The sequence below is a fragment of the Variovorax ureilyticus genome (assembly GCF_037889935.1).
GTDB classification, from domain to species: domain Bacteria; phylum Pseudomonadota; class Gammaproteobacteria; order Burkholderiales; family Burkholderiaceae_C; genus Variovorax; species Variovorax ureilyticus.
Window position 1 is genome coordinate 239,546 of sequence record NZ_JBBKZU010000007.1, and the last position, 22,722, is coordinate 262,267.

Genomic DNA, 22,722 nt, shown 5'->3' on the forward strand with positions numbered 1-22,722 from the left:
AGGAGCAAGAGCATGGATGAAGACCTGAAGATCCTGGCCACCGGCCTGCAGTTTCCAGAAGGGCCGGTGGTCCTCGACGACGGCTCGGTGTTGTTCGTGGAAATCGCTGCCGGGCGCCTGAGTTGCCTTCGACCCGATGGCCGCGCGGAGACCGTTGCCACGCCCGGTGGTGGCCCGAACGGCGCGGCAATCGGGCCGGACGGCGCCTGCTATGTCTGCAACAACGGTGGCATGCAGTGGCACACCGATCCGAGCGGCGGCCTCTACCCACACGGGCGCGCAGCCGACTATGGCGGCGGACGCATCGAGCGCATCGATCTCGCGAGCGGCCGCGTCGAGCGCTTGTACGACCGCACCAGCAATGGCCCGCTGCAAAGCCCCAACGACATCGTGTTCGATGCGCACGGCGGCTTCTGGTTTACCGATCTCGGGTCCATTGGACACGATGCGCTCCATCGCGGGCGCATCTGCTATGCGAGGGCCGATGGCTCGTCGATCCGCGAGGTGGTGTTTCCCATGCTCACGCCCAACGGCATCGGGCTGTCGCCGGATGGCCGGTGGCTGTACGTGGCAGAGACCGTCACCGCGCGCTTGTGGCGCTTCGCGGTCAGTGCGCCCGGTGAACTGGCGCTGCACGGCTGGCCCGCGCTGACGCCGGGCGACATGCTGTTCGCGTCGCCCATCTACTGCATGTTCGATTCGCTCGCCGTGGAGGCGGGCGGCAACGTCTGTGTCGCCACCATCGGTGCGCCCGGCATCGCGGGAATCACGGTGATCGACCCGAATGGCGCACTGGTCGAGCGGGTGCCGATGCCGGACCGCTCCACCACCAACATCTGCTTCGGCGGGGTCGACGGGCGCGACGCGTACATCACGTTGTCGCGCTCGGGGCGCATCGCCGGCCGGCGCTGGGCCCGCGAGGGCCTTCTCACTCCATCGTGATGCCGGTCGCCTTGATGGCGTCGGTCCAGCGGGTCGTCTCTTCCTGCACGAAGCGGCGGGCCGCGTCGGAGCTGCCGCCCTCGGGCTGGAATCCATAGGCGAAGATCCGCGCCGATATCTCGGGTGTCTGAACGATGCGCGTGATCTCGGACGACAGCCGGTCCACGATCGGCTTGGGCGTGCCCGAGGGGACCGCCATCACCGACCAGCCCGAAAGACTCACCGCGGGATAGCCCAGCTCACCGAACGTGGGCACGTCGGGAAAGTCCTTCAGCCGGTTGGGCAGCGCGACGGCCAGCAGCTTCATCTGACCCGCCTGTGCCTGGGCGGCGAGGGTGCCGGCCGCGCCGATCACCACGGCGATCTGTCCACCGAGTGCCGCCTGTACGGCCGGCGCCTCGCCCTTGAAGGGGACATGAACCATGTTGATGCCGGCCTGCTGCGCGAACATGCTGCCCAGGATGTTGGCCGAGCTGCCGGGGCCGCTGGTGCCGTAGTCCACGCCTTCCTTGCGATTGCGTGCCCATGCGATGAACTCGCGAAGGTTGCTGGCGGGCACGTGCCTGGCGACGGCGAAGCTGTTGGGCAGCATCGCCACCAGCGACACCGTCGTGAGTTCCTGAAGCGTGTAGCCCGGCGACTTCACCATCAGGCTCGTGAGCACGAGGCTGCTGAGTGTCAGCACCATCGTGTAGCCGTCCGGCGGTGCCTTGGCGACCGCGCCATAGGCGATGGCACCGTTGGCGCCGGCACGGTTGTCCACCACCACCGGCTGGCCGAGCGAAGCTGCGAGGCGCTCGGCGATCAGGCGCGCGGTGCCGTCCAGTGCACCGCCCGGGGGTGTGGGGATGACGATGCGCAGTGGCCTGTCGGGCCAGCGGGTGCTGTCCTGCGCGCTGGCAGCGCCGGCGAATGCGAACGAGGCAGCGGCCAGGGCACACAGGGCCCTGCGTCGGGTGGTGTCGTGCATGCTTTGTCTCCTTGGAGTTCAGGCGCGTTCGGCGGTCCAGGCGGGGCTGTCGATCGCCAATGCTTCGCGCAGGCTTTCGCGCAAATGCCGGACCAGCGCGTCGTCAGTGAGATCCGCCGCGCCGGACTCGATGCGCCGTGCCAGTTCCGCGCGCAGCGCCGGCAGGTCGTCGTCGTCCGTGTCGAGCAGCGCCTGCAGCCGCGCGTGCTCGGCCGCATCGGCCGCATCGCCCAGCGCGAGTTCGCGTGTGAGCAGTCGCAGCACGTTCACGATGACGCGCGTGCGAAAGCGCGGGAATCCGGCGAGTGCTGGCAGCACATCGCGTTCCAGGTCGTCGGCTGCGGCCTGCAGCAATGTCGTGGCGGGTGGGACGAAGGCGGGCATGGGGTCGTTTCTCCTCAGTCCTTGGCAGTGGCGAGCGTCATGAAGTCCCACAACGGCTCTTCCAGGCGCCGTCCGATGGCGGCAAGTTCGCTGCTTGCGGGACGCCCGTCCGCACCGCGCGCCAGTCCGCGCCGCACGCACGAAATGGCCCACTTGAGGTTGGACATGGCCTCCCAGAAGCGCACGCGCCGTGGGTCGACCGACACGCCCGAAGCGCGCTCGTACGCCGTGTACAGATCCTCGCGCGAGCCGAAGCCGCCGACTTCGCCCTTGCCGCCGAAGCGCCAGCTGCGCATGCACAGCACGCCCAGGTCGTGCATCGGATCGCCGATGCGTGCGATTTCCCAGTCGAGCACGCAGCGCACCCCTTCGGCCGGATCGACGATCAGGTTGCCGCTGCGGAAGTCGGCGTGCACCACGCACGCCTGATCGTCCGGCGGGAGGCGTTCGCCGATCCAGCGCAGCGCGTACGAAAGCGCGGGATGCACGAAGGCATGTTCCTTGAGCAAGCCGGAATAGATCGCGAGCTCGTCGGCCGGGCTCAGTCGCGACAGGAAAGGGAGCCTCGCCGCGGGCATGCGGTGGATGGCCGCGAGGATCTCGCCACACTGTGAAGCGAGCCGCGGGCGCACGCCGTCGAACTCGGCATCGGCCACGATGCGCTTGCCGAGTGCCTCGCCCTCGATGCGCTCGGTGATGTAGCCGCCGCCGAGTCCGTCCGCGGGCGCCAGCACATGCATGACGCGGGGCGCGGCCACGCCTGCTTCCCGCGCGACGATCATCAACGCGGCGTCCTCCTCGCCCGAGAGCTTGGGCGGGCGGCGCGCGGAGGTCTCCGCGTCCTGCATGCGCGGGGGCGTCTGCTGAAGGATGAGCGGATGACGGCCTTCGTCGTCGACCCAGTCGAAGGACCACGTCGTCTTGGTCGCGCCGCCGGTGAGCCGCGTCAGCGACTGCACCTCGCCGCGCCGGCCGTTGCGTGCGAGCACTGCCGCGAGGGCGTCGCGCGTCTGCTCGACGTTCATGCCGCTGCCAGAGCCGCGGCAGCCGCGAGCCGCGCGCGGCACTGCGCGACCATGCGTTCGATCAGCTCGCCGCACGAAGGAATGTCGTCGATCAGTCCGGCCACCATGCCGGCCCAGATCACGCCGTTCGTGGTGTCGCCGCTTTCCAGCGCTGCACGTCCACGCTGCCCATTGACCAGCGGCCGCAACACCTCGAAGGCGGCGCCGCCCGGACGATGCTCCAGCTCGAGCACTTCCTCGGACACCGGGTTGAGCAGCACGCGCGAGCTGTTGCGCAGGGTGCGCATGATCAGCCGGGTCTCGTTCTCGCGCGCCTTGACCAGTGCCTGCTTGACGTTGTCGTGCACCGGGGCCTCGCGCGTGGCGACGAAGCGCGTGCCCATGTTCACGCCCTCCGCGCCGAGCGACAGGGCCGCCGCCATGCCGCGCCCATCGGCGATGCCGCCGGAGGCGATCACCGGGACGTTCAGCGCCGAGACCGCGGCGGGAATCAGCACGAGGCCGGGCACGTCCTCTTCGCCCGGATGGCCGGCGCATTCGAAGCCATCGATGCTCACGATGTGCACGCCGCGCTTCTCGGCCGCCAGCGCGTGGCGCACCGAGGTGCACTTGTGCACGATCACGATGCCAGCGGCGCGCAGCCGATCGAACACCGCTGCGGGCACGTTGCCGGCCGTCTCCACGATACGGATGCCGCCGTCCACGATCACGTCGAAGATGCGCTCGTAGGGCGGCGGGTTCACTGTCGGCAGCATGGTGACGTTCACGCCGAAGGGCTTGTCGGTCATCGCGCGGCAGCGCTCGATCTCGCGGGCGAGGTCCTCGGGCGTGGGCTGGGTCAGCGCGCCCAGCGTGCCCAATCCGCCCGCGTTGGATACGGCTGCGGCCATCTCGGCACGGCCGACCCATTGCATGCCCCCCTGGACGATCGGGTAGCGGATGCCAAGCAGTTCGGTGATGCGGTTCTTCATGTTCGCGTCAGTCCAGGCGGATGTCGTTCTCGCGCGCGATCCGGGTCCAGCGCTTCAGGTCCTCCTGAAGGAACTGCGCGAACTCCGTGTTGGTGTTGGCGACCGGCTCGTAGCCGAGCTGGTAGATCTTGGCCTGCACGTCGGGCATCGCCGTGATGCGGCGGATCTCCTGCACGTACTTCTCCACGATGGGCGCCGGCGTGCCGGCCGGCAGGAACATCGCGCCCCAGCCGGGCAGGTTGATGTCCGGATAGCCGAGCTCGGCGAAGGTGGGCAGGTCCGGAAAGGTCTTCAGGCGATTGGGCGAGGCCACCGCGATCAGCTTGACCTTGCCGGAGGTGATCTGGTTGGCGTAGAAGCCCACCGAGCCATAGGCCAGCGCGATCTCGCCGCTCGCCACGTCGGTGAAGGACGCGGCCTCGCCCTTGTAGGCGGCATGCTTGATGCGGATGCCGGCGGCCTTGTTGAGGCCTTCGCCGATCAGGTGTGCGCCGGAGCCCACGCCGTAGCTCCCGAAGGTGTATTTCTCTGGCTCCTGTTTCGCGAGGCGGATGACGCCCGCCAGGTCATTGGCGGGCAGCGCCGCGTTGGCCGCGAGGGCGATCGGGAAGCTCGCCACCAGCGACACGGGCGCGAGATCGCTCATCTTGTATTGCGGGTTGGACTGCAGCACGAGGTTCTGGATGAAGCCGCTGATGGTGAAGAGCGCGGCGTAGCCATCGGCTGGCGATTTGGCGACGTACGAGGTCGCGAGGATGGTGTTGGCGCCCGGCTTCGGCTCGACGATGACCTGCTGTCCCCAGGCCTCGGTGAGCTTGGCCGCGTAAAGGCGTGCCAGCGCGTCCATGTTGCCGCCCGGTGCCGTGGGGATCACGATGCGGATCGGCTTGTTCGGGAAGGGCGCGTTCTGCGCTGTTGCGGGCAACACCGCGCCAAGCGTCAGGGCGGCGGCAAGGACCGCGCGTCGCGCGCGCGTGAAATGCTTCGGCATGCTTGTCTCCTTGTAGGACCGGGGAAATTCACCAGCTCGGCCGGGCGACGCCCTCGCCGAAAGGCTCGTCGCGCTTGCGCACCGCGGCCTTGAATCCGAGTGCGGCCACCTCGGCGTCGAACTCCTTCTTCGCGCGCGAGAGATGGGCGCGTGCATCCATCTCGGCTGCCAGACGGGGCAGGGTGCCGGCACCGGCCAGTTCGAGCGCGAGGTTGACGATGCGCTTCTGGGTTGCCAGCAGCTCGGGGTCGACGGTGGCGAGGCGATTCGCGAGGGTCGACACCTCTTCTTCCAGCCTTGCCGCAGGTGCACTCGCGACCACCAGGCCGATGCGGGCCGCGTCGGTGCCGCTCACCACGTCGCCGCTCAACAGCAGGCGCTTGGCCCACTGCGGGCCGACGTTGTAGATCCACATGTGGTTGGGCGGCGAGCCCATGGCGCGCGTCGCGGGGAAGCCGATGCGCGCGTCGTCTGCCGCGATCACCATGTCGCAGTAGAGCGCGAGGTCGGTGCCGCCGGCCACGCAATGGCCGTGCACCTTGGCGATCACCGGCTTGTGCACCACGAAGGCGGTTCGCAGCAGCTCCTGGAAGCGCTCGAGCTTCCACACGTCGTCGTCGAAGGAGCCGCTGCCGCTGCGGTAGTCGAGCGCAGCATCGCCTTCGGCCGCGTAGCGTGCGTAGGCCGACTTCATGTCGTAGCCCGCGCAGAAATCGGGACCTGCGCCTTCAAGCACGATCACGCTCACGCTGCGCAGGTCGTCCGCCTCCAGCAGCGCTGCGCGCAGCTCGGAGAGCAACTCCCACGACAGCGCATTGCGCCGGTCCGGCCGGTTGAGGGTGATGCGCGCGACGCGCTCGCGCACCTCGAACACGAGGTGTTCACTGGATTGCAGCCACTTGCCCATGGACCGGCCCTCAGATCCTGCGCCCGGCGTTCTGCCAGAACGGGTCGCGCAGCCGCCGCTTGAAGATCTTGCCGCTGTCCTCGCGCGGCAGCGAGTCGTGGAAGTCGATCCGTTTGGGCACCTTGAACTTCGCGAGACGTTCGAGCAGGTAGGCGCGGATGTCCTCCGGCGTGACCTCCGCGCCGGGCATGCGCTCGACCGCGGCTGCGAGCGATTCGCCGAAGTCCTCGTCGAGGATGCCGAACACGGCGCAATCCTTCACGCCGGGGCATTGGGTCAGCACCATCTCGATCTCGGCCGGGTAGATGTTGGTGCCGCCGAAGATCACCATGTCCGATCGGCGATCGCACAGGTAGAGCCGGCCTTCCTTCATGTAGCCCACGTCGCCGAGGCTGATGAGGCCGTCACGCTCCACGCTCTTGCGCTTCTCCTCATGGTTGAGATAGGTGAAGTCGGCATAGGCCGGCACGCGGGCGAAGATCTCGCCGGTCTCGCCGTCGGCGAGACGGTGCCCCGCCTCGTCGTAGAAGGCCATGCGCGTGCCGGGTGTGGGCATGCCGACGCAACCGGGGTGCTCCAGCCAGTCCTGCGGCGTGGCGAGCGTGGCGGTGCCGACCTCGGTGCCGCCGTAGGTCTCGTAGACCACCGGGCCCCACCAGTCCATCAGCTCCTTCTTCACCTCGCGCGGACACGGTGCGCCGGTGTGCGTGACCCATCGCAGCGAGCGCACGTCGTAGCGGTTGCGCACCTCGGGCGGCAGCTTCAGCATGCGCACGAACATCGTGGGCACCATCACCGCGTTGTCGATGCGGTGCTTCTCGATCAGCGAAAGCGTCTCTTCCGGATCGAACTTGGACTGCAGCACGAGCACGTCCGCCGTCATCAGCGCCTGGCGGCCATAGGCGTTGGGGGATGCGTGGTAGAGCGGGCCACTCACCAGCGCGCGCACGCCGGGCTTGAGTCCGTACACGCTGGCGAACAGCTCGACATAGGCCCTGCTTTCCTCGGGCGTGGCGGGCTGGCGCTTCACGCCTTTGGGATGTCCGGTGGTGCCGGAGGTGTAGATCATCGTCGCGCGGGCGCGGCGCGGCGGTGCCTGCAGCGGCTCGAATCGCTCGGCCCATTCGCGCCACACCGTGTCGCCCGGCAGGGGCCTCGCAAGTTCGGCCGAGACGCCATAGCGCTGCTGGATCTCCTCGGGTGTCGGCACCACGAAGACGCGGATGCCCGCGGGCACGAGCGCGCGGATCGGCGCGAGCAGGTCGGCATGCGCGACCAGCACCTTCGGCTTTGCGTCTTCCAGTACGTAGATCAGCTCTTCCGTGCGGCCATGCCAGTTGAGCGGCACACCATAGGCGCCGACTGCGGCGGCGGCCTGCTGCACTTCGAAGAAGGCGAAGTCGTTGCGCAGCAGCAGGGCGACGGTGTCGCCCTCGCTGACGCCGAGCTGGTCGAAGCCGGTGGCTGCCTGCTGCGCCACGCGCAGCACCTCGTCGCGCGTCACGCCGCGGCCGTCGAGGTAGATCATGGGAGTGATGCTCATCGGTGTAGGTCTCAATGGAAGGCTGCCGCGAGGCGCGCGGCATGGGAGTCGGCGTCGCCGAACAGTTGATCGAGGACGTGGATGCGCCGCAGGTAGTGCCCCACGGCGTATTCCTCTGTCATGCCGATGCCGCCGTGGAGCTGGATCGCGCTGTGCGCCACGTTGCGTGCGTTGCGGGCGACGGAGAGCTTCGCGCGGTGCAGGTCGAGGGCGCTGTCCGCCGCGCCGGCATCGTCTGCGGCGACGGCCGCCGCCATGGCCATGCTGCGCGTCATTTCGAGGCTGACCAGCATCTCGGAAGCACGATGGCGCAGCGCCTGGTTCTCGCCGATGAGGCGGCCGAATTGCTTGCGCGTGCGCAGGTAGTCCATCGCGAGCTCGAAGGCCGCCTGCGCGGCCCCGCTCATGTCGGCGCACACTGCAGCGATGCCTGCGGCCACGGTGCCTTCGATGGCGAGACGCGTGCGGGTCGAGTCTTCGGGGTTGGCCAACGGTTGTGCTGCAGCCTGCATGAGCACCAGTTCGCTCGCCATCGTGTCGTCGACCAGGCGGAACTCGCGCAGCGCGACGCCTGCGTCCTTCGCGTCCACGAGGAACAACGCGCAGCCGTTCGCGTCGGCCGGCGCACCGGCGATTCGCGCGCTCACGACGAAGTGCCTCGCCAGTCCTCCGGCCAGCACGTTCGACTTGATGCCGTCGAGCTTCCAGCCGCCGTCCTTGCGTTCGGCGCGCGTCTCCACCCACAGGGGCGCGTGGCGGCCGGCGGGTTCGTCATGCGCCCAGGCCGACACGAGTTCGCCGCTGGCCATGTCGGGGAGCAGTTGCGTCTGCATCGCCTCGTCGGCACCGAGGCGCAGCGCGGTGCCTGCGAGCACGGCGCTGGACAGGAACGGCTCCATCGAGAGCGAGCGCCCGAAGGCCTGCATCACGGGCAGCAGGTCGCGTGCACCGCCGCCGAAGCCGCCAAGTGCCTCGGGGACCGGCAGTGCCGTCAGGCCCAGCTCGGCCAATCCGGCCCAGGTCTTCTCGTCATGCGCCGCGCCCGAGGCGGTGAGCGCACGACGCTTCTCGAAGCCATAGCGATCGGTCAGCAGGCGGGAAAGGCTCTCGGTGAGCGCCGACTGTTCCTCGTTCAGTTCGAAATTCATGTTTGCCTTATCCGACGATGGCCTTGGCCAGGATGTCCTTCTGCACTTCGGTCGTGCCGCCGTAGATGGACGCTGCACGCGAATAGAAATAGCGCGGCGTGACCGGACCGTGTGCGACCTCGTCCGCGGGACGGCGCTCCAGCCCGCCCGGTCCGGCGATGCGTGCGAGAAGCGCATTGATCTCCTGTTGCAGCTCGGTGCCCTTGAGCTTGAGCACCGAGGCGAAGGCGGGCAGGCGCCGCTGTTCGCTGTCGGTGAGCAGGAAGCGCCAGTTGGTGATCTCCAGCGCTCGCGTCTCGGCCTCGAGCATGGCGATGTCCGCGCGTAGCTTGGGGTCGTCGAGCAGCGGCTTGCCGGCCTGCGTGTAGCGCCCGGCGAGCTCGCGCGCGTAGTCGAGCCGCTCGCGGCACAGGCCGACGTTGGCGATGCCGGTGCGTTCGTTCGACAACAGGTACTTCGCGCAGTCCCAGCCTTTGTTCTCCTGGCCGACCAGATTGGCGACGGGCACGCGCACTTCGTCGAAGAAGACTTCGTTGAGATGGTGCTCGCCGTCGATCGAGTGGATCGGCCGGATCGTGATGCCGGGCGTGCGCAGGTCGATCAGCAGGAACGAGATGCCTTCCTGCTTGCGGGCTTCGGGATCGGTGCGCACCAGGGCGAATACCCAATCGGCGAGATGCGCGGTGGTGGTCCAGATCTTCTGGCCGTTGACGACGTAGTGATCGCCTTCGCGGCGCGCGGCAGTGCGCAGCGACGCGAGGTCGGAGCCGGAGCCGGGCTCCGAGAAACCCTGGCAGAACCAGATATCGAGATTGGCCAGTCGCGGCAGGAAGTGGTCGCACTGCGCGGGCGTGCCGAACTTCATGAGCACCGGGCCGAGCATGCCGACGTTGAACACCTGCGGCAGCGGGGCGGGGGCACGATAGGTTTCGTCGAGCAGGATCAGCCGTTCCATCGGGCCGAGGTCGGCGCCGCCGTAGCGCTTGGGCCAGTGGGGCGCGGCCCAGCCACGCTTGTTGAGGATGCGCTGCCAGGTCACGGTGTCCTGCTTGCGCGGCGGATGGCCGGCGCGCAGGCGTTCGCGGATCTCCGCAGGCAGGTTTTCGCGGATGAAGGTGCGCACCTCGTCACGGAAGGCGCGCTGTTCGGGGGTGAGGTCCAGGTCCATGGCGAATCATCTTATGGTTCAACCAATGAATATGCAATACTGCGGAACCCTCAAAAGGATCTTTCATGACGAACGAATCGCTCTTCCAACCCGTGCGCACGCGCCGTGGCTTCGAGGCCGTGTGCGACCGCATTCGCGAACAGTTGATGAGCGGCGAACTGAAGCCTGGCGACCAGCTCCCCGGCGAGCGCGAACTGGCCGAGCGCTTCGGCATCGGCCGCGCGGCGGCACGCGACGCGTTGCGCAGCCTGGAGGTCTCCGGCGTCGTGGAGGCGCGCAAGGGCATCCAGGGCGGCTTCTTCATCAAGAGCGGCGGCAGCGGCGGGCTTGCGCAGACGGTGCAGGACATGGTGTCGCTCGCGCAGGCCTCTCTGGAGAACGTGATGGAGGCGCGCACCGAGATCATCTGCGTGGCGATCCGCCTCGCCTGCCCGCGCGCGACCGACGAGGAGTTCGACGCGATCCAGCGCGACATCGATCTGCACGCCGATCTGTTTCGCCTGGGGCGCGCGTCGCGCAATACGCAGTCGGTGATCGAGTTCTACCGGCTCATCGCGCAAGCCACGCACAACCCGCTGGTGCTGATGATGGTGGATGCCCTGTCGGAGGTGTACCGGGGGATGCTTGCCACCGTGGACCCGCGCCCCAACAAGGACATCATGGTGGTGCGCCAGAGGGTGCTCGACCTCATGCGAAAGCGCAATGCGCAGGCAGCCTCCGACGCCATGGCGGAGCACCTGCGAAGGGTGACGGAATACCTCGTCAGCGAGCGCGACAAGAAGCACAAGCGCCCCTCGACACGATCCGCCAAATAGAGGTCAGCCGGTGACCAGCACCACCTTGCCGGTGGTGCCGCGCGAGGTGATGCTGCGCATCGCGTCCACGGCGCGACCGAGCGGGTAGCTGCCCGAGACGAGTGGACGCACGCGGCCCTGCTCGTAGTAGTCCAGCACCTGCTGCAGGTTGGCGCGCGCCTCGGGCCAACTGCCGTCGCGCCACACGTCGTAGCGCACGCCGAGGATGTCGAAGCCCTTCACCAGCGGGTAATTCACCTTGATGTCAGGGATGCGGCCGGAGGTGAAGCCGATCACGAGGTAGCGCCCGTCGAAGGCCATGCAGCGCACCGCTTCATCGAAGGCATCGCCGCCCACCGGGTCGTAGGCCACGTCCACGCCGCGTCCGCCAGTGAGCGCCCTGACTTCTTCGCGCCAATCGGGCCGTGTGTAGTCGACGGCGTGTTCGGCGCCGTGCTCGAGGCACAGGGCGCGTTTCTCGGGCGTGCTTGCGGCGGCGATCACACGCGCGCCCATGGCTTTGCCGAGCTGCACGGTGGCGAGGCCGACGCCGCCGGCCGCACCCAGCACCAGAAGCCATTCGCCGGGGGCGAGGCGGCCGCGCTGCTTGAGCGCGTAGAGCGTGGTGCCGTAGACGACCGGCGTCGCAGCCGCTTCCTCGAAGGTCATGGCGGAGGGCAGCGCGAACACGCGTGCCGCATCGAGCACGATCTGCTCGGCGAAGCCGCCGCCCCGTGCGTCGGACACGCCCATCACCCGGTCGCCGGCCTTGACCGACCGGACCTCGGCGCCGACCGCCTCGACCACGCCACCCGTCTCGCTGCCCGGCACCCAGGGCAGCGGCGGCTTGATCTGGTGCAGGCCTTCGACCTTCAGCGAATCGGGGAAGTTGACGCCAGCGGCATGCACACGGACACGCACTTCGTGCGGCAGCAGCGGGCGGGCGGGGATCTCGGCGTAGTCGAGCTGATCGACGGGCCCGAAATTGCGGCAGACGATGGCTTTCATGGGCGGCATTGTGGTGTAAATGGTAGAACCATACAATGATGCAACCAAAATAAGCCGCCCGTCATGTCGACTCACATTCTTTGCCTTGCCGGCGATGCCGCCGTTCGCGCCGCGCTGCCTCGCCTGCCGGATGCGCGGGTGCATCTCTATCGCGTGCTGCGGCACATCCCGACCGATTCGGTGACCGAGGACCAGGCGCGCCGGCCCATCGTGCCGGACGCCGAGCGCATCCACACCATCGTCGAATGCAGCTTTGCCGATCCGGCCGCCCAGGCCCAGGTGCAAGCAGGAGCGCAATGGCGCGCATTCACGGCCGCAGTCGAGGAGTCGGGCGAGCGCCTGTATGCGTTCGATGCCTACTCCAACGTGCCGATTGCGCCGGTGCATGGCGCAGTCGACGGCGGCTTCCGCCGCTGGATGCTGCTGCGCCGTGCGGCGGCCGGTCCTGAAGTCTTCCGCGACGCGTGGTTCGGGCGGCATGCCGATCTGGTGAAGCAACTGCCGCGGGTCGATGGCTATGTCCAGAACCTGGTGACGGCACGCTTCGGCGCCGACGGTCAGCCGGCGGATTGCGACAGCCTGCGGGTCGACGGCATTGCCGAGCTTTGCTTCGCCGACGAGCGCGCGATGCTGGAGGCCTATTCGGCCGATGCGCGTCTGCCGCTCCGGGACGATGGCCGTGCGCTCCTGGCGGGCATCGTCACGCTGCTCGTGCAGGGCGGGCGCGCATCATGAGTGAGCATCTCGACGAAGTGGACGTGGTGGTGGTCGGCAGCGGTGCCGGCGGCCTGGCCGCAGCCGTGGCCGCGAAGAAGCTCGGGCTGGAAGTGCTGGTCATCGAGAAGGAGCCCTGCTACGGCGGCACCACGGCGCGATCCGGCGGCGTGCTGTGGATCCCGAACAACCCGATCTCCACCTTCAGGCCGGAGCCGGATTCGCCGGAGGATGCGCGCACCTATCTTCGCCACGAGTGCGGCGCGCACTACGACGCCGCGCGTGTGGATGCCTTCCTGACGCATGGTCCGCGCATGGTGGACTTCTTCGTGCGCCACACCGATGTGCAACTGATTCCGCTGCCGGAGTACCCGGACTACCACGCCGAGAGCCCGGGCGGCCGCACGGCAGGCCGCTCGATCATGGCGGCGCCGATCGATGGCCGCGAGCTGGGCGATCGCATCCGGCAGTTGCGTCCGCCGCTACGCGAGATCACGTTCGTCGGGATGATGTTCAACTCCAGCGCGGAGATCTCGCACTTCTTCAACGTGACCCGCTCGCTGCACTCGGCCGCGTACGTGGCCCGGCGTCTGCTCACGCATGCGAAAGAGATGCTGGTGCATGGCCGCGCGATGCGGCTGACCAATGGCAACGCGCTCGCCGCCCGCCTGGCGAAGAGCGCGTTCGCACTGGGTATCCCGCTGTGGCTGCAATCGCCCGCCGTCGCGTTGCTTCACGACGGCGAGCGCGTCGGCGGCGTGATGGTGGGCCGCCGCGACGGACGGCAGGTGCAGGTGCGCGCGCGCCGCGGCGTGGTGCTCGCAGCCGGCGGCTTTCCGCAAGACGTGGCTCGCCGTGCCGAGTTGTTCCCGCATGCGCCCACCGGCCACGAGCATCACTCTCCCGCACCGCCCGGCAACACCGGCGATGGCTTGCGGCTTGCCGAATCCGTCGGCGGACAGGTTGCGCGCGACCTGCCGAATGCAGGGGCATGGATTCCGGTGTCGCGGGTGCCACGCGGCAATGGCATCACGGACGTGTTCCCGCACCTCATCGATCGCTACAAGCCGGGCGTGATCGCGGTCAACCGCCGTGGCCAGCGCTTCGTCAACGAAGCCGACTCGTACCACGACGTGGGCGTACAGATGCAAAGGGCCTGCGCAGACGGGGCCGAGGTCGAAGCATGGCTGATTGCGGATCACCGCACGATCCGCCGGTATGGGCTGGGCTTCGTGAAGCCCTTCCCGCTTCCGCTGGGGTCGCACCTGCGCTCGGGCTATTTGCTTCGTGGCGCCACGCTGGCCGAACTGGCGGCAAAGGCAGGCATCGATTCGGCGCAGTTGCTGGAGACGGTGGACACCTACAACGCCGGTGCCGTCGACGGCAAGGACCTGCAGTTCCGCCGTGGCTGGCGCGTCTACAACCGCTTCCTCGGCGACCGCACGCACCAGCCCAACCCCTGTGTGGCCCCGGTCGCGCAGGGACCGTTCTATGCGGTGAGGATCGTGATGGGCGACCTGGGCACTTTCGCCGGAATCCGCACCGACGCGCATGCACGGGTGCTCGACGGTCAGGGCCGCCCGATCGAGGGTCTGTTCGCCGCGGGCAACGACAACGCGAGCGTGATGGGTGGCGGTTACCCGGGCGGCGGCATCACCCTCGGTCCGGCGATGACCTTCGGCTTCGTCGCCGCCGAATTCATGGCGGGACGCGCGGGCGAGTCAACAGTGGCGCCGGGCGAGGCCGCGGTGCTCAGTCCATCGTGATGTTGTTGTCCTTCACCACCTTGGCCCACAAGGTGTGGTCGGACACGATGATGTCGCCCAGCGCCTTCGTGCCGCTCTTCGGGACCACGTAGACCGCGCGGAACTTCTCCTGGATGTCCGGCTGTGCGAGCACCTTGGCGATCGCGTCGGCCATCTTCGAGATCACTTGCGGCGGTGTGCCGGTGCGCGCGACAAGGCCGAACCACGTCTGCGTGTCGTAGCCCGGAACCACTTCCGAGATGCTGGGCACATCGGGCAGCAGCGGACTGCGCTGCGCGGTAGACACGCCAAGGATGCGCATCTTGCCGTCCTTGACGAACCCGGAGGTCACGGACGACGGCGTCGAGAGCATGTACTTGGTCTGGCCGGCGAGCAGCGCCTGTGCGGACGGCCCCGCGCCGGGGTAGGGCACCATCACCATCTTTTTGATGCCGGCTGCCTCGTGGAAGGCCTCCATCGCAAGCTGGCCGACGCCGCCCAGCGCCGAGGCGCCCCACTCGAGGGAGCCCGGGTTGGCACGGGCCTGCTGCACGAATTTCGCCAGCGTGTCGGGCATCGATGGATTCGTCATCAGCACCATCGGCGAGGTGCCGAGCAGCGTGACCGGCACGAAGTCCTTCACCGCGTCGTAGCTCGGTTTGCGCTGCACGAGAGGGACCGTCACGAGGCCGCTGCCGTGCAGGAGGAAGGTGTAGCCGTCGGCCGGCTGCTGTGCGACATACTGCGAGGCGATCGCGCCGCCGGCGCCGGGCTTGTATTCCATCACCACCGGTTGGCCGAGCAGCTTCTGCAGAGGCTCCTGGATATAGCGGCCGAGCACGTCGTTGGTGCCGCCCGCGGCGGCGGGCACGACGAACTTGATGGGACGATCAGGCCAGCGGTCCTGGGCCAGTGCGGGGGCGCTTGCGGCCACGGCGGCGAGCAGGGCGCCCGCGATGAGGGTTCGGCGATACATGACTCGGTCTCCTTGTGGGGTCGGATGATCGGCCGAATTGGCCTAAATGTCTATAGGTCTTACCAAAGGGCCAGCGGCGGCGTATGATCGACCCGATGAATACGACCCCTGCCACCCGTACCGTGGCCGAGCGCCAGTTCGATGTCGAAGACGCGCGCGGCCGGACCTACCGCGTGACCCGCTACGTGTGGGAAGAAGAACGCGAAGGCGCCTGGATCGAGCTGTGGGACATGCTGCTCACCGCGACCGGCGGCCTGCTCGATGAGCGGCCCGGCGGCGGCTATTGCGTGGACGGCACGGGCACTTTTGTGCGCGAAGTGCCCGGCAGCACCCGCACCCGCGCGTCGCAGCAGATGGAGACCATCGTGCCGGCCGGCGCCACCGGGGCGCATTGATGCCGGTCGCGCGACAGGGCCCCCTGGCGGGCTTGCGGGTCGTGGAAATGGCGGGCCTCGCGCCCGGCCCCTTCGCCGCGATGATGCTGGCCGACATGGGCGCAGAGGTGCTGCGCATCGATCGGCCCGACCCTGCCGCGCGTCCGATGCCGCAGCAGTACTGGTTCACCGATCGCAACCGGCGCTCGATCGCGCTGGACCTCAAGACCGAGGATGGGGCGAGCCTCGCGCGTCGGCTCATCGGCGGGGCCGATGCGCTGATCGAAGGTTTTCGTCCCGGCGTGATGGAACGGCTGGGACTGGGGCCCGACGCATGCCTGGCACTCAATCCGCGCCTGGTCTACGGCCGCATGACCGGCTGGGGGCAGGAGGGCCCGCTCGCGCAGGCGCCGGGCCATGACATCAACTACATCGCACTGGCCGGCGTGCTTGGTGCGATCGGCCCTGCCGATGGCCCACCCGTCTTGCCGCTGAACCTCGCGGGCGACTTCGGCGGCGGCGGCATGTACCTCGCCTTCGGCATCGCCTGCGGGCTGATCGAGGCCGCGCGATCGGGCAAGGGCCAGGTCGTCGATGCCGCGATGGTCGATGGCGCCGCTTCGCTGATGACCTACTTCTACGGCTACATGGCCGGCGGCAAGTGGCCGGGCCGTGGGCGCTCGACCCTCGGCGGCGCGGCGCCGCACTACGGCGTGTACGAGACAAAGGACGGCAAGTACGTTTCGGTCGGCTCGGCCGAGCCGAAGTTCTATGCGGAGCTGCTGCGCCTCACCGGACTGGACCGCGACCCGGTGCCGGACCGCTCGAATCCTGCGAACTGGCCCGAGCTGCGCGAGCGGTTGGCCGCCATCTTCCGGACACGTACACGCGACGAGTGGAACGCGCTGCTGGAATCGGCCGAGGTCTGCTATGCGCCCGTGCTGGATCTGCGCGAGGCCGCGGCGCATCCGCACAACGTGGCGCGTCGCACCTTCATCGAGATCGATGGCCATGTGCAGCCGGCGCCCGCCCCGCGCTTCTCGCGCACGCCGAGCGCCACGCCGGAGGCCGGCGTCGCGCCAGGGGTGGGCGCAAGCGCCGCGCTGCGGGGGTGGGGCCTGCCGGCGGAAGAGGTCGATGCGCTGGTCGCGCGCGGCGTGGTTTCCTGAGGCGCCTCAGTCGGCATCGAGCCAATCAGGCGTTGCTTGCCATTGGCCCTTCAGGGCCGGCGGCTGCGACGCATCGACGGGGTCGATGCGCAGCCGGGTGAGGCGCAGGAAGCTGATCTTCCATTCGCCGTCGACCTCGCGGTACTCCTCTTCGTAGTGGCCATAGCCGCGAAATCCGCGGCTGCCCGGCGCCTCCTTCACGGTGCTGCCGTCGGTCCAGTCGACGTAGTCCTCCATCGCCCAGATCACCCGCGCGTGAGCGGCGCCCAGCAAGCGGATCTCCGGCATGTGGCAGTGATGTACGGAGATGGTGTTCGCGAGCCGCGTCGACACGCCCTGCACGAATGTCGCCACGTCCGCGCCGGCGGGTGCCGAGCCGAGTCCCTCGAAGCGGCAGTCAGGCATGAACAGCGAGGCGAGCCGCGACCACTGCTTGGTATCGATGTACCGGCAATAGCGCGCCTTGGTCTCTGCAATGGCGTGTGCGGCCATCAGGCGTTGAAGCGACGGGGCGGTCTCCGGCATGCGTGCTCCTTCGATGAATGCGTTGACGCTTTGAGAATTGCGTAAGTATAATGGTCTTACCAATGATACTTTAGGGTCGCCCTCCATGTTCGAACGCCTCGAAAACGACTTTCCGGTTCACACGCCACGCCCTGCCGATGCGCCCGTGGCGCTGGAGGGCATCCGCGTCATCGACTTCAGCCACTTCCTTGCAGGCCCCTTCGCCACCATGATCCTTGGCGACATGGGCGCGGATGTCATCAAGGTGGAGACGCCCGGACGCGGGGATGAATTCCGCCACTACCCGCCTGTTCCCGCCGAGGCACCGGCGCAAGGTGCGCCCTATGCCTGGGGCAATCGCAACAAGCGCAGCGTGGCGCTCAATCTCAAGAGCCCGGAAGGCGTGGCCGTCGTGAAGGAACTGATCGCGCAGGCCGACGTCCTGTGCGAGAACTTCTCGACGGGCGTGATGGAACGTTTCGGACTCGACTACGCCAGCGTGAAGAAGATCAATCCACAGATCGTCTATTGCTCGGTTTCGGCCTACGGCCGCGAGGGCGCGTTCAGCGATCGGCTGGGCTTCGATCCGATCGCGCAGGCGGAAAGCGGCTTCATCTCGATGAACGGCTATCCCGACCGCCAGGGCGTGCGCACGCTGTCGCCGGTGGTCGACATCAGCACCGCGATGATGGCCTGCAATGCCATCCTGGGCGCGCTGTTCGCTCGTGCACGCACGGGGCAAGGGCAGCAGATCGAAATCGCGCTCTTCGACAACGCGGTGCTGATGACGGGCTACGCCGCCATGCAGCACCTCTACACCGGGGCGCATCCGCAGCGCCACGGCAACACCAGCCCGGACACTTGCCCCTCGGGCGTGTTCATGAGCCAGGACAAGCCCTTCTACATCAACTGCGGCAACGACAAGATCTTCCATCGCCTCGCTGCGCAGGTGCTCGAGCGGTCGGACCTGGCGAACGACCCCGTCTATTCGGATCGCAACGGCCGCATGGGCAAGCGCGACGAGATCTTCAAGTTGCTGGAGGAACTGTTCGTGCAGCATCCCTGGTCGTACTGGCAGCCTCGCATGCGTGCCGCGCAGATTCCTTGCGGCGAGGTGCGCAGCGTTGGTGATGCGCTGCGCTCGCCCGAGGCGAAGGAGCGCGGCCTCGTCACGCGCGTCGAGCATCCAACGCTGGGCTGGATTCCCAACGTTCGCCTGCCGATCCTCTACTCGGGTACACCGCTGGCGGACCCGCAGGCCGCGCCCGCGGTGGGCCAGCACACGAACGAAGTGCTGGCTGAAGTGCTCGGCTACGACGACACGCGCATCGCAGCGCTGCAGGCCAGTGGCGCGCTGGAACCTGCCGAGGCGCGCCGGCCCGCGCCGGCTGCCGCGGAGGCGACCGCGGGATGAAGCAACTCTCGCCCGCGGCACCGCGCGCACTGCTGCACACGCGCCGGGTGGAGTGCACGGGGTGGGAGCGCGAGGACGGCCTGTTCGACATCGAGGGCCGCCTGTCGGATGTGCGCGAGTTCGACCAGGACGGCTCTCGTGGCAATGCGCCGCGCAAGGCGGGCGATCCGGTGCACCTGATGTCGCTGCGCATCACGCTGGACGATCGCTTCACCATCGTGGCGGCGGAAGCCTGCTCGCACCAGGTGCCCTATGCGGACTGCAGCGGCATCAATGCCGCCTACAAGCGATTGGTCGGGCTGCAGATCGAGGGCGGCTTCATCAAGGCGGTGAAGTCGATGTTCTCCGGCGAGCAAGGTTGCACGCACCTGACCGAACTGCTCGGCCCCATGGCCACGACCGCCTTCCAGGCCATCAATCCGGCGCTCGAACGCCGCCGCGTGCGGCGCGGGGAGCCGATCGAAGATCCGAAGTCCGCCGATCGCCTGCTGGGGACCTGCCACGGCCTGCGCCGCGGTGGCGAGCCCGCGATCATTCGCTGGGGCCGGCGCGGCGCCTGAACGCCGCGGGCCGCCGGCCTCATTCCGGCTGGATGCCCTTTGCCTGCAGCAAGGCCCCGAAGCGCGTGCCTTCCTTGTCGACCAGCGTGCGGAACTGCTGCGGCGTGCTGAACTTCGGTTCGTTGCCCGAACGCTGCAGAGCTTCGCGGACGGCGGGGTCCTCCAGCGCCTTGCCCATCGTCTCGTTGAGCTTCATCACCACCGGATGGGGTGTTCCGGGCGGCGCCACGAGACCGAAGAACACTTCCGTCGTCATGCCGGGGTAGCCCTGCTCGGCCATGGTGGGTACTTCGGGAAGTTCCTTCTCGCGCTGGGGTCCGGTCACGGCCAGCGCCTTGAGCTTGCCCGAGCGCACCAGGGGAATGTTGGACGACAACGCGTCGAACAGGAACTGGATGTTGCCGCCCAGAATGGCGCTCGCCGATTCGGCCCCACCCTTGTAGGGCACATGCAGCGCCTCGAAGCCGGCTTCGCTCTTGAGCAGCTCGGCCAGCAGGTGCAGGCTGCCGTTGACGCCGTTGGAGCCGAAGCTCAGCTGCCCGGGATGCGTCTTGCCGTAGGCCACGAGTTCCTTCACGTTGTTGACGCCGAGCGTCGGCGACGCGACCAGGATGAAGCCCGAGGTGGTGGCCTGTCCCACCGGGATGAGCGTCTTCACGTCGTAGCCGGGGTTCTTGTAGAGATAGGGCGAGATCGCCATCACGCTGTTCCCGACCCACACCAACGTGTAGCCGTCGGCCGGTGCCCGCACCGTCTGCGCCACCGAGAGCGTCCCCGAGGCTCCTGGCTTGTTGTCGATCACCACGGGCTGACCGAGCAGCTTGCCCATCTTGTCACCCACGAGGCGCGCGGTGATGTCCGTGGTACCGCCGGCGCCGGCGCCCACGAGGATCTTGATGGGCCGCGACGGGAACGGCTCTTCTGCCCGGAGTGGCTGGGCAGCAATGGCGGCGGCGCCGGCGGCAAGCAGTGTGCGTCGCCGGATGCGGCACTCGGTCATGGGTGTCTCCTTCGTTGAATGGGGGAATGGAACCGCGGATAACGTCGGCCGATCCGGGCTGGTTTGACTCGGCCGGGAAATGTCATTATATTGGTCCTACCATTCAAATATGCAACCAATAATCGATTCCACGATGCACGCCACGCCCGCCCAGGTGCTGGATTCGCTGCTCACGCAGCGACACAGTTGTCGCGCCTTCCTGCAGAAACCAGTGGAGCGCGCCACCATCGAATCGGTCCTGCGCACCGCGCAGCGCGCCGCCTCGTGGTGCAACTCGCAGGCCTGGCAAGTCAGCGTGACTTCGGGCGACGCGACCGAGCGCTTGCGCGCCAGGTTGCTCGCGGCGGAGCGCGCAGGCGAGGGCGGCGGCACCGACTTTCCCTTTCCGCAGGAGTACCGCGGCGTCTACCTGGAGCGCCGGCGCGAATGCGGCTTCCAGCTCTACAGCGCGGTCGGCGTGGAGCGGGGGGACAAGGAAGGCTATGCGCGCCAGACACTCGAGAACTTCCGGCTCTTCGGTGCGCCGCACGTCGCCATCCTGACGAGCGACCCGGGCCTCGGTGTCTACGGTGCGGTCGATGTGGGCGGCTATGTGCAGGTGGTGCTGCTCGCGATGCAGGCCCATGGGCTGGCTGCGATTCCACAGGCCGCGCTCGCGCACCAGAGTGCCCTCGTCAAGCAGGAACTGGGGATTGTCAAGGAACGCCTGATGGTGTGCGGCATCTCCTTCGGCTACGAGGACACCGCACATCCTGCCAACAGCTATCGCACCTCGCGTGCGACGGTCGAGCAGGCGGTGCGTTTCGTGGACGCGTGAAGACATGAAGTCCCTCGCAGACCGCAGCATCGCGATCGTCGGCTACGCCGAAACCAGGCTGGTGCGCCGCAGCGGACGCACCGCGCTCTCGCTGGCTGGCGAAGCCGTCGACCGGCTGATCGCGCAGACCGGCATCGAGCGCGCACGCATCGACGGCTTTGCCACCACGCTGGCGATGAGCGAAGGCGGCAATCCGTTCTACAGCAACCTGCTGGCCGAAGGCTTGGGCCTGTCGGTCACCTGGTGCCAGGCGACCGAGATCGGCGGCGCATCCTCGGGCGGCAACATCGCGCGCGCGGCGGCCGCCATCCAGGCTGGCCTCTGCGACGTCGTGCTGTGCCTTGCGTCGGACGCGGTGTCCACCATCGACCGCTCGGTGCAGTCGGGCCATCGCACCGAATACTGCGACCCGGCGGGCTACGCGGGACCGTTGTCGGCTTTCGCGTTGCTGTCCAACGTGTACGACCAGCGCTACGGACTGCCGCACGACGCATTGGCGAAGCTGGCGGTGACCCAGCGCGAGGGCGCGCTGCTCAATGAGAACGCGTGCGACGTGCTGCGCCGTCCGTTGACGGAGCAGGAGTACCTCGATTCAAAGATCGTGTCCGACCCGTTGCGCATCCTCGATTGCGTGATGCGCTGCGACGGCGCGAGCGCGGTGCTGGTGATGTCCACGCGCCGTGCCCGAGAGATGGGCTTCCAGAAGCTGGTGCATCCGGTCGCGTACGCCGAGCGCATCAACTTCGATCCGACTGAGGCCTCCGGAGACATGCTGCGAACCGGCTTCACCGACGTCGCGCCGCGTGCGTTCAATGCGGTGGGATGGAAGCCCTCCGACGTGAAGATGCTCCACTGGTACGACGATTTCCTGATCGCGCTGATCCTGCAGCTGGAACAGACCGGCTTCTGCGGCCCGGGCGAGGGCGGCGCGTTCGTCAAGGCGCACGACATGACCTGGCGGGGCGAGCTGCCTCTGAACACAGGCGGTGGCCAGATCTCGGCCGGCCAACCCGGCCTGGCTGGCGGCGGCGTCAACCTCGTCGAGTGCCTCCGCCAGATGTTCGGCGAGGCCGGCGCGCGACAGGTCCGCGATGCCGGCAACGCGATGCTCTCCGGCATCGGGGTGATCCAGTACGCCCGCACCTGGGGCACCAGCACGGTGATGCTTCTGGAGCGAAGCCAATGAGCACGACCACGACCGATCTGCCCGACGTGGGCGCTCCGTTCATCGAAGGCCTGCGCGACGGCCGCCTGATGCTGCAGTTCGATCGCAGCAACGGACGCGCACAGTTCTACCCGCGACCGCAGAGCCTCTGGAGCGAAGCCGGCACCGAGTGGCGCGAGGCCAGCGGCCGCGGCGTGATCTTCGCGCTCACGCTCTGCCGCGTCGGACCGCCGCATCTGGCCGGCGCCGTGCCGTACCCGATGGCGCTGGTGCAGCTGGCCGAAGGCCCGCGCATGCTCGCCCGCATCCATGCGCGCTACGACGACCTGGCCATCGGCCAGGCCGTGGAGGTGGACTGGAGCCATCCCGACTCGCGCCGTGCCTTCCCGGTGTTCAAGCCGTCGAGCTGAACGGCGCGCCGCTCTCACATTTC

The 22,722-nt window shown here is 68.1% G+C and carries 24 protein-coding genes; 11 read left to right on the top strand and 13 right to left on the bottom strand.

From position 1 onward, the window contains the following. Nucleotides 1-12 precede the first annotated feature (12 nt). Nucleotides 13-942 (top strand): SMP-30/gluconolactonase/LRE family protein, encoded by a 930-nt coding sequence (locus tag WKW77_RS17975; RefSeq protein ID WP_340358214.1) that lies wholly within the window; start codon nucleotides 13-15, stop codon nucleotides 940-942. On the opposite strand, the gene WKW77_RS17980 is transcribed toward WKW77_RS17975, so the two are convergent. The 9 genes from WKW77_RS17980 to WKW77_RS18020 are packed head-to-tail and all read right to left on the bottom strand — an operon-like array spanning nucleotide 929 to nucleotide 10,049. After that, nucleotides 929-1,912, bottom strand: coding sequence for a tripartite tricarboxylate transporter substrate binding protein (locus tag WKW77_RS17980; protein WP_340358215.1), 984 nt, complete (start codon nucleotides 1,910-1,912; stop codon nucleotides 929-931). The two genes, WKW77_RS17975 and WKW77_RS17980, sit on opposite strands and share 14 nt — an antisense overlap. Before the next feature lie 18 nt (nucleotides 1,913-1,930). Continuing rightward, nucleotides 1,931-2,296 (bottom strand): DUF6285 domain-containing protein, encoded by a 366-nt coding sequence (locus WKW77_RS17985; RefSeq protein ID WP_340358216.1) that lies wholly within the window; start codon nucleotides 2,294-2,296, stop codon nucleotides 1,931-1,933. Between the two features lie 14 nt (nucleotides 2,297-2,310). Continuing rightward, nucleotides 2,311-3,321, bottom strand: a complete 1,011-nt coding sequence (locus tag WKW77_RS17990; RefSeq protein WP_340358217.1) for a phosphotransferase family protein — start codon at nucleotides 3,319-3,321, stop codon at nucleotides 2,311-2,313. Next, nucleotides 3,318-4,292 (bottom strand): NAD(P)H-dependent flavin oxidoreductase, encoded by a 975-nt coding sequence (locus WKW77_RS17995; RefSeq protein WP_340358218.1) that lies wholly within the window; start codon nucleotides 4,290-4,292, stop codon nucleotides 3,318-3,320. The genes WKW77_RS17990 and WKW77_RS17995 overlap by 4 nt, the downstream gene beginning before the upstream one ends. A gap of 7 nt (nucleotides 4,293-4,299) precedes the next feature. Next, nucleotides 4,300-5,283 (bottom strand): Bug family tripartite tricarboxylate transporter substrate binding protein, encoded by a 984-nt coding sequence (locus WKW77_RS18000; protein WP_340358219.1) that lies wholly within the window; start codon nucleotides 5,281-5,283, stop codon nucleotides 4,300-4,302. A gap of 28 nt (nucleotides 5,284-5,311) precedes the next feature. Then, a complete protein-coding gene (locus tag WKW77_RS18005) occupies nucleotides 5,312-6,190 on the bottom strand; it encodes a crotonase/enoyl-CoA hydratase family protein (RefSeq protein ID WP_340358220.1) in 879 nt (292 codons plus the stop codon). Between the two features lie 10 nt (nucleotides 6,191-6,200). Continuing rightward, nucleotides 6,201-7,733, bottom strand: coding sequence for an acyl-CoA synthetase (locus WKW77_RS18010; protein ID WP_340358221.1), 1,533 nt, complete (start codon nucleotides 7,731-7,733; stop codon nucleotides 6,201-6,203). 11 nt (nucleotides 7,734-7,744) lie between these two features. Continuing rightward, nucleotides 7,745-8,881 (bottom strand): acyl-CoA dehydrogenase family protein, encoded by a 1,137-nt coding sequence (locus tag WKW77_RS18015; RefSeq protein WP_340358222.1) that lies wholly within the window; start codon nucleotides 8,879-8,881, stop codon nucleotides 7,745-7,747. Nucleotides 8,882-8,888: 7 nt separating this feature from the next. Next, complete coding sequence (locus WKW77_RS18020; RefSeq protein ID WP_340358223.1) at nucleotides 8,889-10,049, bottom strand: acyl-CoA dehydrogenase family protein; 1,161 nt, start codon at nucleotides 10,047-10,049, stop codon at nucleotides 8,889-8,891. 65 nt (nucleotides 10,050-10,114) lie between these two features. On the opposite strand from WKW77_RS18020, the gene WKW77_RS18025 reads away from it, so the two are divergent. Further along, a complete protein-coding gene (locus WKW77_RS18025) occupies nucleotides 10,115-10,864 on the top strand; it encodes a FadR/GntR family transcriptional regulator (protein WP_340358224.1) in 750 nt (249 codons plus the stop codon). A gap of 3 nt (nucleotides 10,865-10,867) precedes the next feature. On the opposite strand, the gene WKW77_RS18030 is transcribed toward WKW77_RS18025, so the two are convergent. Then, nucleotides 10,868-11,851 (bottom strand): NADPH:quinone oxidoreductase family protein, encoded by a 984-nt coding sequence (locus tag WKW77_RS18030; RefSeq protein ID WP_340358225.1) that lies wholly within the window; start codon nucleotides 11,849-11,851, stop codon nucleotides 10,868-10,870. Between the two features lie 63 nt (nucleotides 11,852-11,914). On the opposite strand from WKW77_RS18030, the gene WKW77_RS18035 reads away from it, so the two are divergent. Then, the gene (locus WKW77_RS18035; RefSeq protein WP_340358226.1) at nucleotides 11,915-12,586 is read left to right on the top strand and encodes an EthD domain-containing protein; all 672 of its coding nucleotides are present in this window, start codon (nucleotides 11,915-11,917) and stop codon (nucleotides 12,584-12,586) included. Then, nucleotides 12,583-14,331, top strand: coding sequence for an FAD-dependent oxidoreductase (locus WKW77_RS18040; RefSeq protein WP_340358227.1), 1,749 nt, complete (start codon nucleotides 12,583-12,585; stop codon nucleotides 14,329-14,331). The genes WKW77_RS18035 and WKW77_RS18040 overlap by 4 nt, the downstream gene beginning before the upstream one ends. Here WKW77_RS18040 and WKW77_RS18045 read toward each other — a convergent pair. Continuing rightward, complete coding sequence (locus WKW77_RS18045) at nucleotides 14,318-15,286, bottom strand: Bug family tripartite tricarboxylate transporter substrate binding protein (RefSeq protein ID WP_340358228.1); 969 nt, start codon at nucleotides 15,284-15,286, stop codon at nucleotides 14,318-14,320. The genes WKW77_RS18040 and WKW77_RS18045 overlap by 14 nt on opposite strands. Before the next feature lie 95 nt (nucleotides 15,287-15,381). Between WKW77_RS18045 and WKW77_RS18050 the strand changes: the two genes are divergently transcribed. Further along, nucleotides 15,382-15,681 carry a hypothetical protein gene (locus tag WKW77_RS18050; protein ID WP_340358229.1) on the top strand — a complete coding sequence of 100 codons (300 nt, stop codon included), beginning with the start codon at nucleotides 15,382-15,384 and terminating at the stop codon, nucleotides 15,679-15,681. Beyond that, entirely contained in the window at nucleotides 15,681-16,829 is a 1,149-nt protein-coding gene (locus WKW77_RS18055; RefSeq protein WP_340358230.1) for a CaiB/BaiF CoA transferase family protein, read from the top strand. The genes WKW77_RS18050 and WKW77_RS18055 overlap by 1 nt, the downstream gene beginning before the upstream one ends. Before the next feature lie 6 nt (nucleotides 16,830-16,835). Here WKW77_RS18055 and WKW77_RS18060 read toward each other — a convergent pair whose 3' ends face one another. Further along, nucleotides 16,836-17,354, bottom strand: coding sequence for a nuclear transport factor 2 family protein (locus tag WKW77_RS18060; RefSeq protein ID WP_340358231.1), 519 nt, complete (start codon nucleotides 17,352-17,354; stop codon nucleotides 16,836-16,838). Between the two features lie 85 nt (nucleotides 17,355-17,439). On the opposite strand from WKW77_RS18060, the gene WKW77_RS18065 reads away from it, so the two are divergent. Together WKW77_RS18065 and WKW77_RS18070 are read left to right on the top strand one after the other, a co-directional pair. After that, on the top strand, nucleotides 17,440-18,747 hold the full coding sequence (locus tag WKW77_RS18065) for a CaiB/BaiF CoA transferase family protein (RefSeq protein ID WP_340358232.1): 1,308 nt from the start codon (nucleotides 17,440-17,442) through the stop codon (nucleotides 18,745-18,747). Beyond that, nucleotides 18,744-19,307, top strand: a complete 564-nt coding sequence (locus WKW77_RS18070; protein WP_340358233.1) for a DUF2889 domain-containing protein — start codon at nucleotides 18,744-18,746, stop codon at nucleotides 19,305-19,307. The genes WKW77_RS18065 and WKW77_RS18070 overlap by 4 nt, the downstream gene beginning before the upstream one ends. Nucleotides 19,308-19,326: 19 nt before the next feature. Here the strand turns inward: WKW77_RS18070 and WKW77_RS18075 are convergent, their stop codons facing one another. After that, nucleotides 19,327-20,307 carry a Bug family tripartite tricarboxylate transporter substrate binding protein gene (locus tag WKW77_RS18075; protein ID WP_340358234.1) on the bottom strand — a complete coding sequence of 327 codons (981 nt, stop codon included), beginning with the start codon at nucleotides 20,305-20,307 and terminating at the stop codon, nucleotides 19,327-19,329. A 133-nt stretch (nucleotides 20,308-20,440) separates the two neighbouring features. Between WKW77_RS18075 and WKW77_RS18080 the strand changes: the two genes are divergently transcribed. The 3 genes from WKW77_RS18080 to WKW77_RS18090 are packed head-to-tail and all read left to right on the top strand — an operon-like array spanning nucleotide 20,441 to nucleotide 22,699. Next, entirely contained in the window at nucleotides 20,441-21,124 is a 684-nt protein-coding gene (locus WKW77_RS18080; RefSeq protein WP_340358235.1) for a nitroreductase, read from the top strand. 4 nt (nucleotides 21,125-21,128) lie between these two features. Beyond that, nucleotides 21,129-22,310, top strand: coding sequence for a thiolase family protein (locus WKW77_RS18085; RefSeq protein WP_340358236.1), 1,182 nt, complete (start codon nucleotides 21,129-21,131; stop codon nucleotides 22,308-22,310). Further along, complete coding sequence (locus tag WKW77_RS18090) at nucleotides 22,307-22,699, top strand: Zn-ribbon domain-containing OB-fold protein (protein ID WP_340358237.1); 393 nt, start codon at nucleotides 22,307-22,309, stop codon at nucleotides 22,697-22,699. Before WKW77_RS18085 ends, WKW77_RS18090 begins: the two co-directional genes overlap by 4 nt. Nucleotides 22,700-22,722 lie beyond the last annotated feature (23 nt).

Bases quoted from the DNA above. Each gene is read 5' to 3' on its own strand.
- WKW77_RS18020 (WP_340358223.1), bottom strand. From the start codon at position 10,049: ATGGACCTGGACCTCACCCCCGAACAGCGCGCCTTCCGTGACGAGGTG.
- WKW77_RS18060 (WP_340358231.1), bottom strand. From the start codon at position 17,354: ATGCCGGAGACCGCCCCGTCGCTTCAACGCCTGATGGCCGCACACGCC.
- WKW77_RS17980 (WP_340358215.1), bottom strand. From the start codon at position 1,912: ATGCACGACACCACCCGACGCAGGGCCCTGTGTGCCCTGGCCGCTGCC.
- WKW77_RS18070 (WP_340358233.1), top strand. From the start codon at position 18,744: ATGAAGCAACTCTCGCCCGCGGCACCGCGCGCACTGCTGCACACGCGC.
- WKW77_RS18085 (WP_340358236.1), top strand. From the start codon at position 21,129: ATGAAGTCCCTCGCAGACCGCAGCATCGCGATCGTCGGCTACGCCGAA.
- WKW77_RS18045 (WP_340358228.1), bottom strand. From the start codon at position 15,286: ATGTATCGCCGAACCCTCATCGCGGGCGCCCTGCTCGCCGCCGTGGCC.
- WKW77_RS18065 (WP_340358232.1), top strand. From the start codon at position 17,440: ATGTTCGAACGCCTCGAAAACGACTTTCCGGTTCACACGCCACGCCCT.
- WKW77_RS18025 (WP_340358224.1), top strand. From the start codon at position 10,115: ATGACGAACGAATCGCTCTTCCAACCCGTGCGCACGCGCCGTGGCTTC.
- WKW77_RS17995 (WP_340358218.1), bottom strand. From the start codon at position 4,292: ATGAAGAACCGCATCACCGAACTGCTTGGCATCCGCTACCCGATCGTC.
- WKW77_RS17990 (WP_340358217.1), bottom strand. From the start codon at position 3,321: ATGAACGTCGAGCAGACGCGCGACGCCCTCGCGGCAGTGCTCGCACGC.
- WKW77_RS18050 (WP_340358229.1), top strand. From the start codon at position 15,382: ATGAATACGACCCCTGCCACCCGTACCGTGGCCGAGCGCCAGTTCGAT.
- WKW77_RS17985 (WP_340358216.1), bottom strand. From the start codon at position 2,296: ATGCCCGCCTTCGTCCCACCCGCCACGACATTGCTGCAGGCCGCAGCC.
- WKW77_RS18090 (WP_340358237.1), top strand. From the start codon at position 22,307: ATGAGCACGACCACGACCGATCTGCCCGACGTGGGCGCTCCGTTCATC.
- WKW77_RS18015 (WP_340358222.1), bottom strand. From the start codon at position 8,881: ATGAATTTCGAACTGAACGAGGAACAGTCGGCGCTCACCGAGAGCCTT.
- WKW77_RS18005 (WP_340358220.1), bottom strand. From the start codon at position 6,190: ATGGGCAAGTGGCTGCAATCCAGTGAACACCTCGTGTTCGAGGTGCGC.
- WKW77_RS18075 (WP_340358234.1), bottom strand. From the start codon at position 20,307: ATGACCGAGTGCCGCATCCGGCGACGCACACTGCTTGCCGCCGGCGCC.
- WKW77_RS18080 (WP_340358235.1), top strand. From the start codon at position 20,441: ATGCACGCCACGCCCGCCCAGGTGCTGGATTCGCTGCTCACGCAGCGA.
- WKW77_RS18010 (WP_340358221.1), bottom strand. From the start codon at position 7,733: ATGAGCATCACTCCCATGATCTACCTCGACGGCCGCGGCGTGACGCGC.
- WKW77_RS18035 (WP_340358226.1), top strand. From the start codon at position 11,915: ATGTCGACTCACATTCTTTGCCTTGCCGGCGATGCCGCCGTTCGCGCC.
- WKW77_RS18030 (WP_340358225.1), bottom strand. From the start codon at position 11,851: ATGAAAGCCATCGTCTGCCGCAATTTCGGGCCCGTCGATCAGCTCGAC.
- WKW77_RS18040 (WP_340358227.1), top strand. From the start codon at position 12,583: ATGAGTGAGCATCTCGACGAAGTGGACGTGGTGGTGGTCGGCAGCGGT.
- WKW77_RS18055 (WP_340358230.1), top strand. From the start codon at position 15,681: ATGCCGGTCGCGCGACAGGGCCCCCTGGCGGGCTTGCGGGTCGTGGAA.
- WKW77_RS17975 (WP_340358214.1), top strand. From the start codon at position 13: ATGGATGAAGACCTGAAGATCCTGGCCACCGGCCTGCAGTTTCCAGAA.
- WKW77_RS18000 (WP_340358219.1), bottom strand. From the start codon at position 5,283: ATGCCGAAGCATTTCACGCGCGCGCGACGCGCGGTCCTTGCCGCCGCC.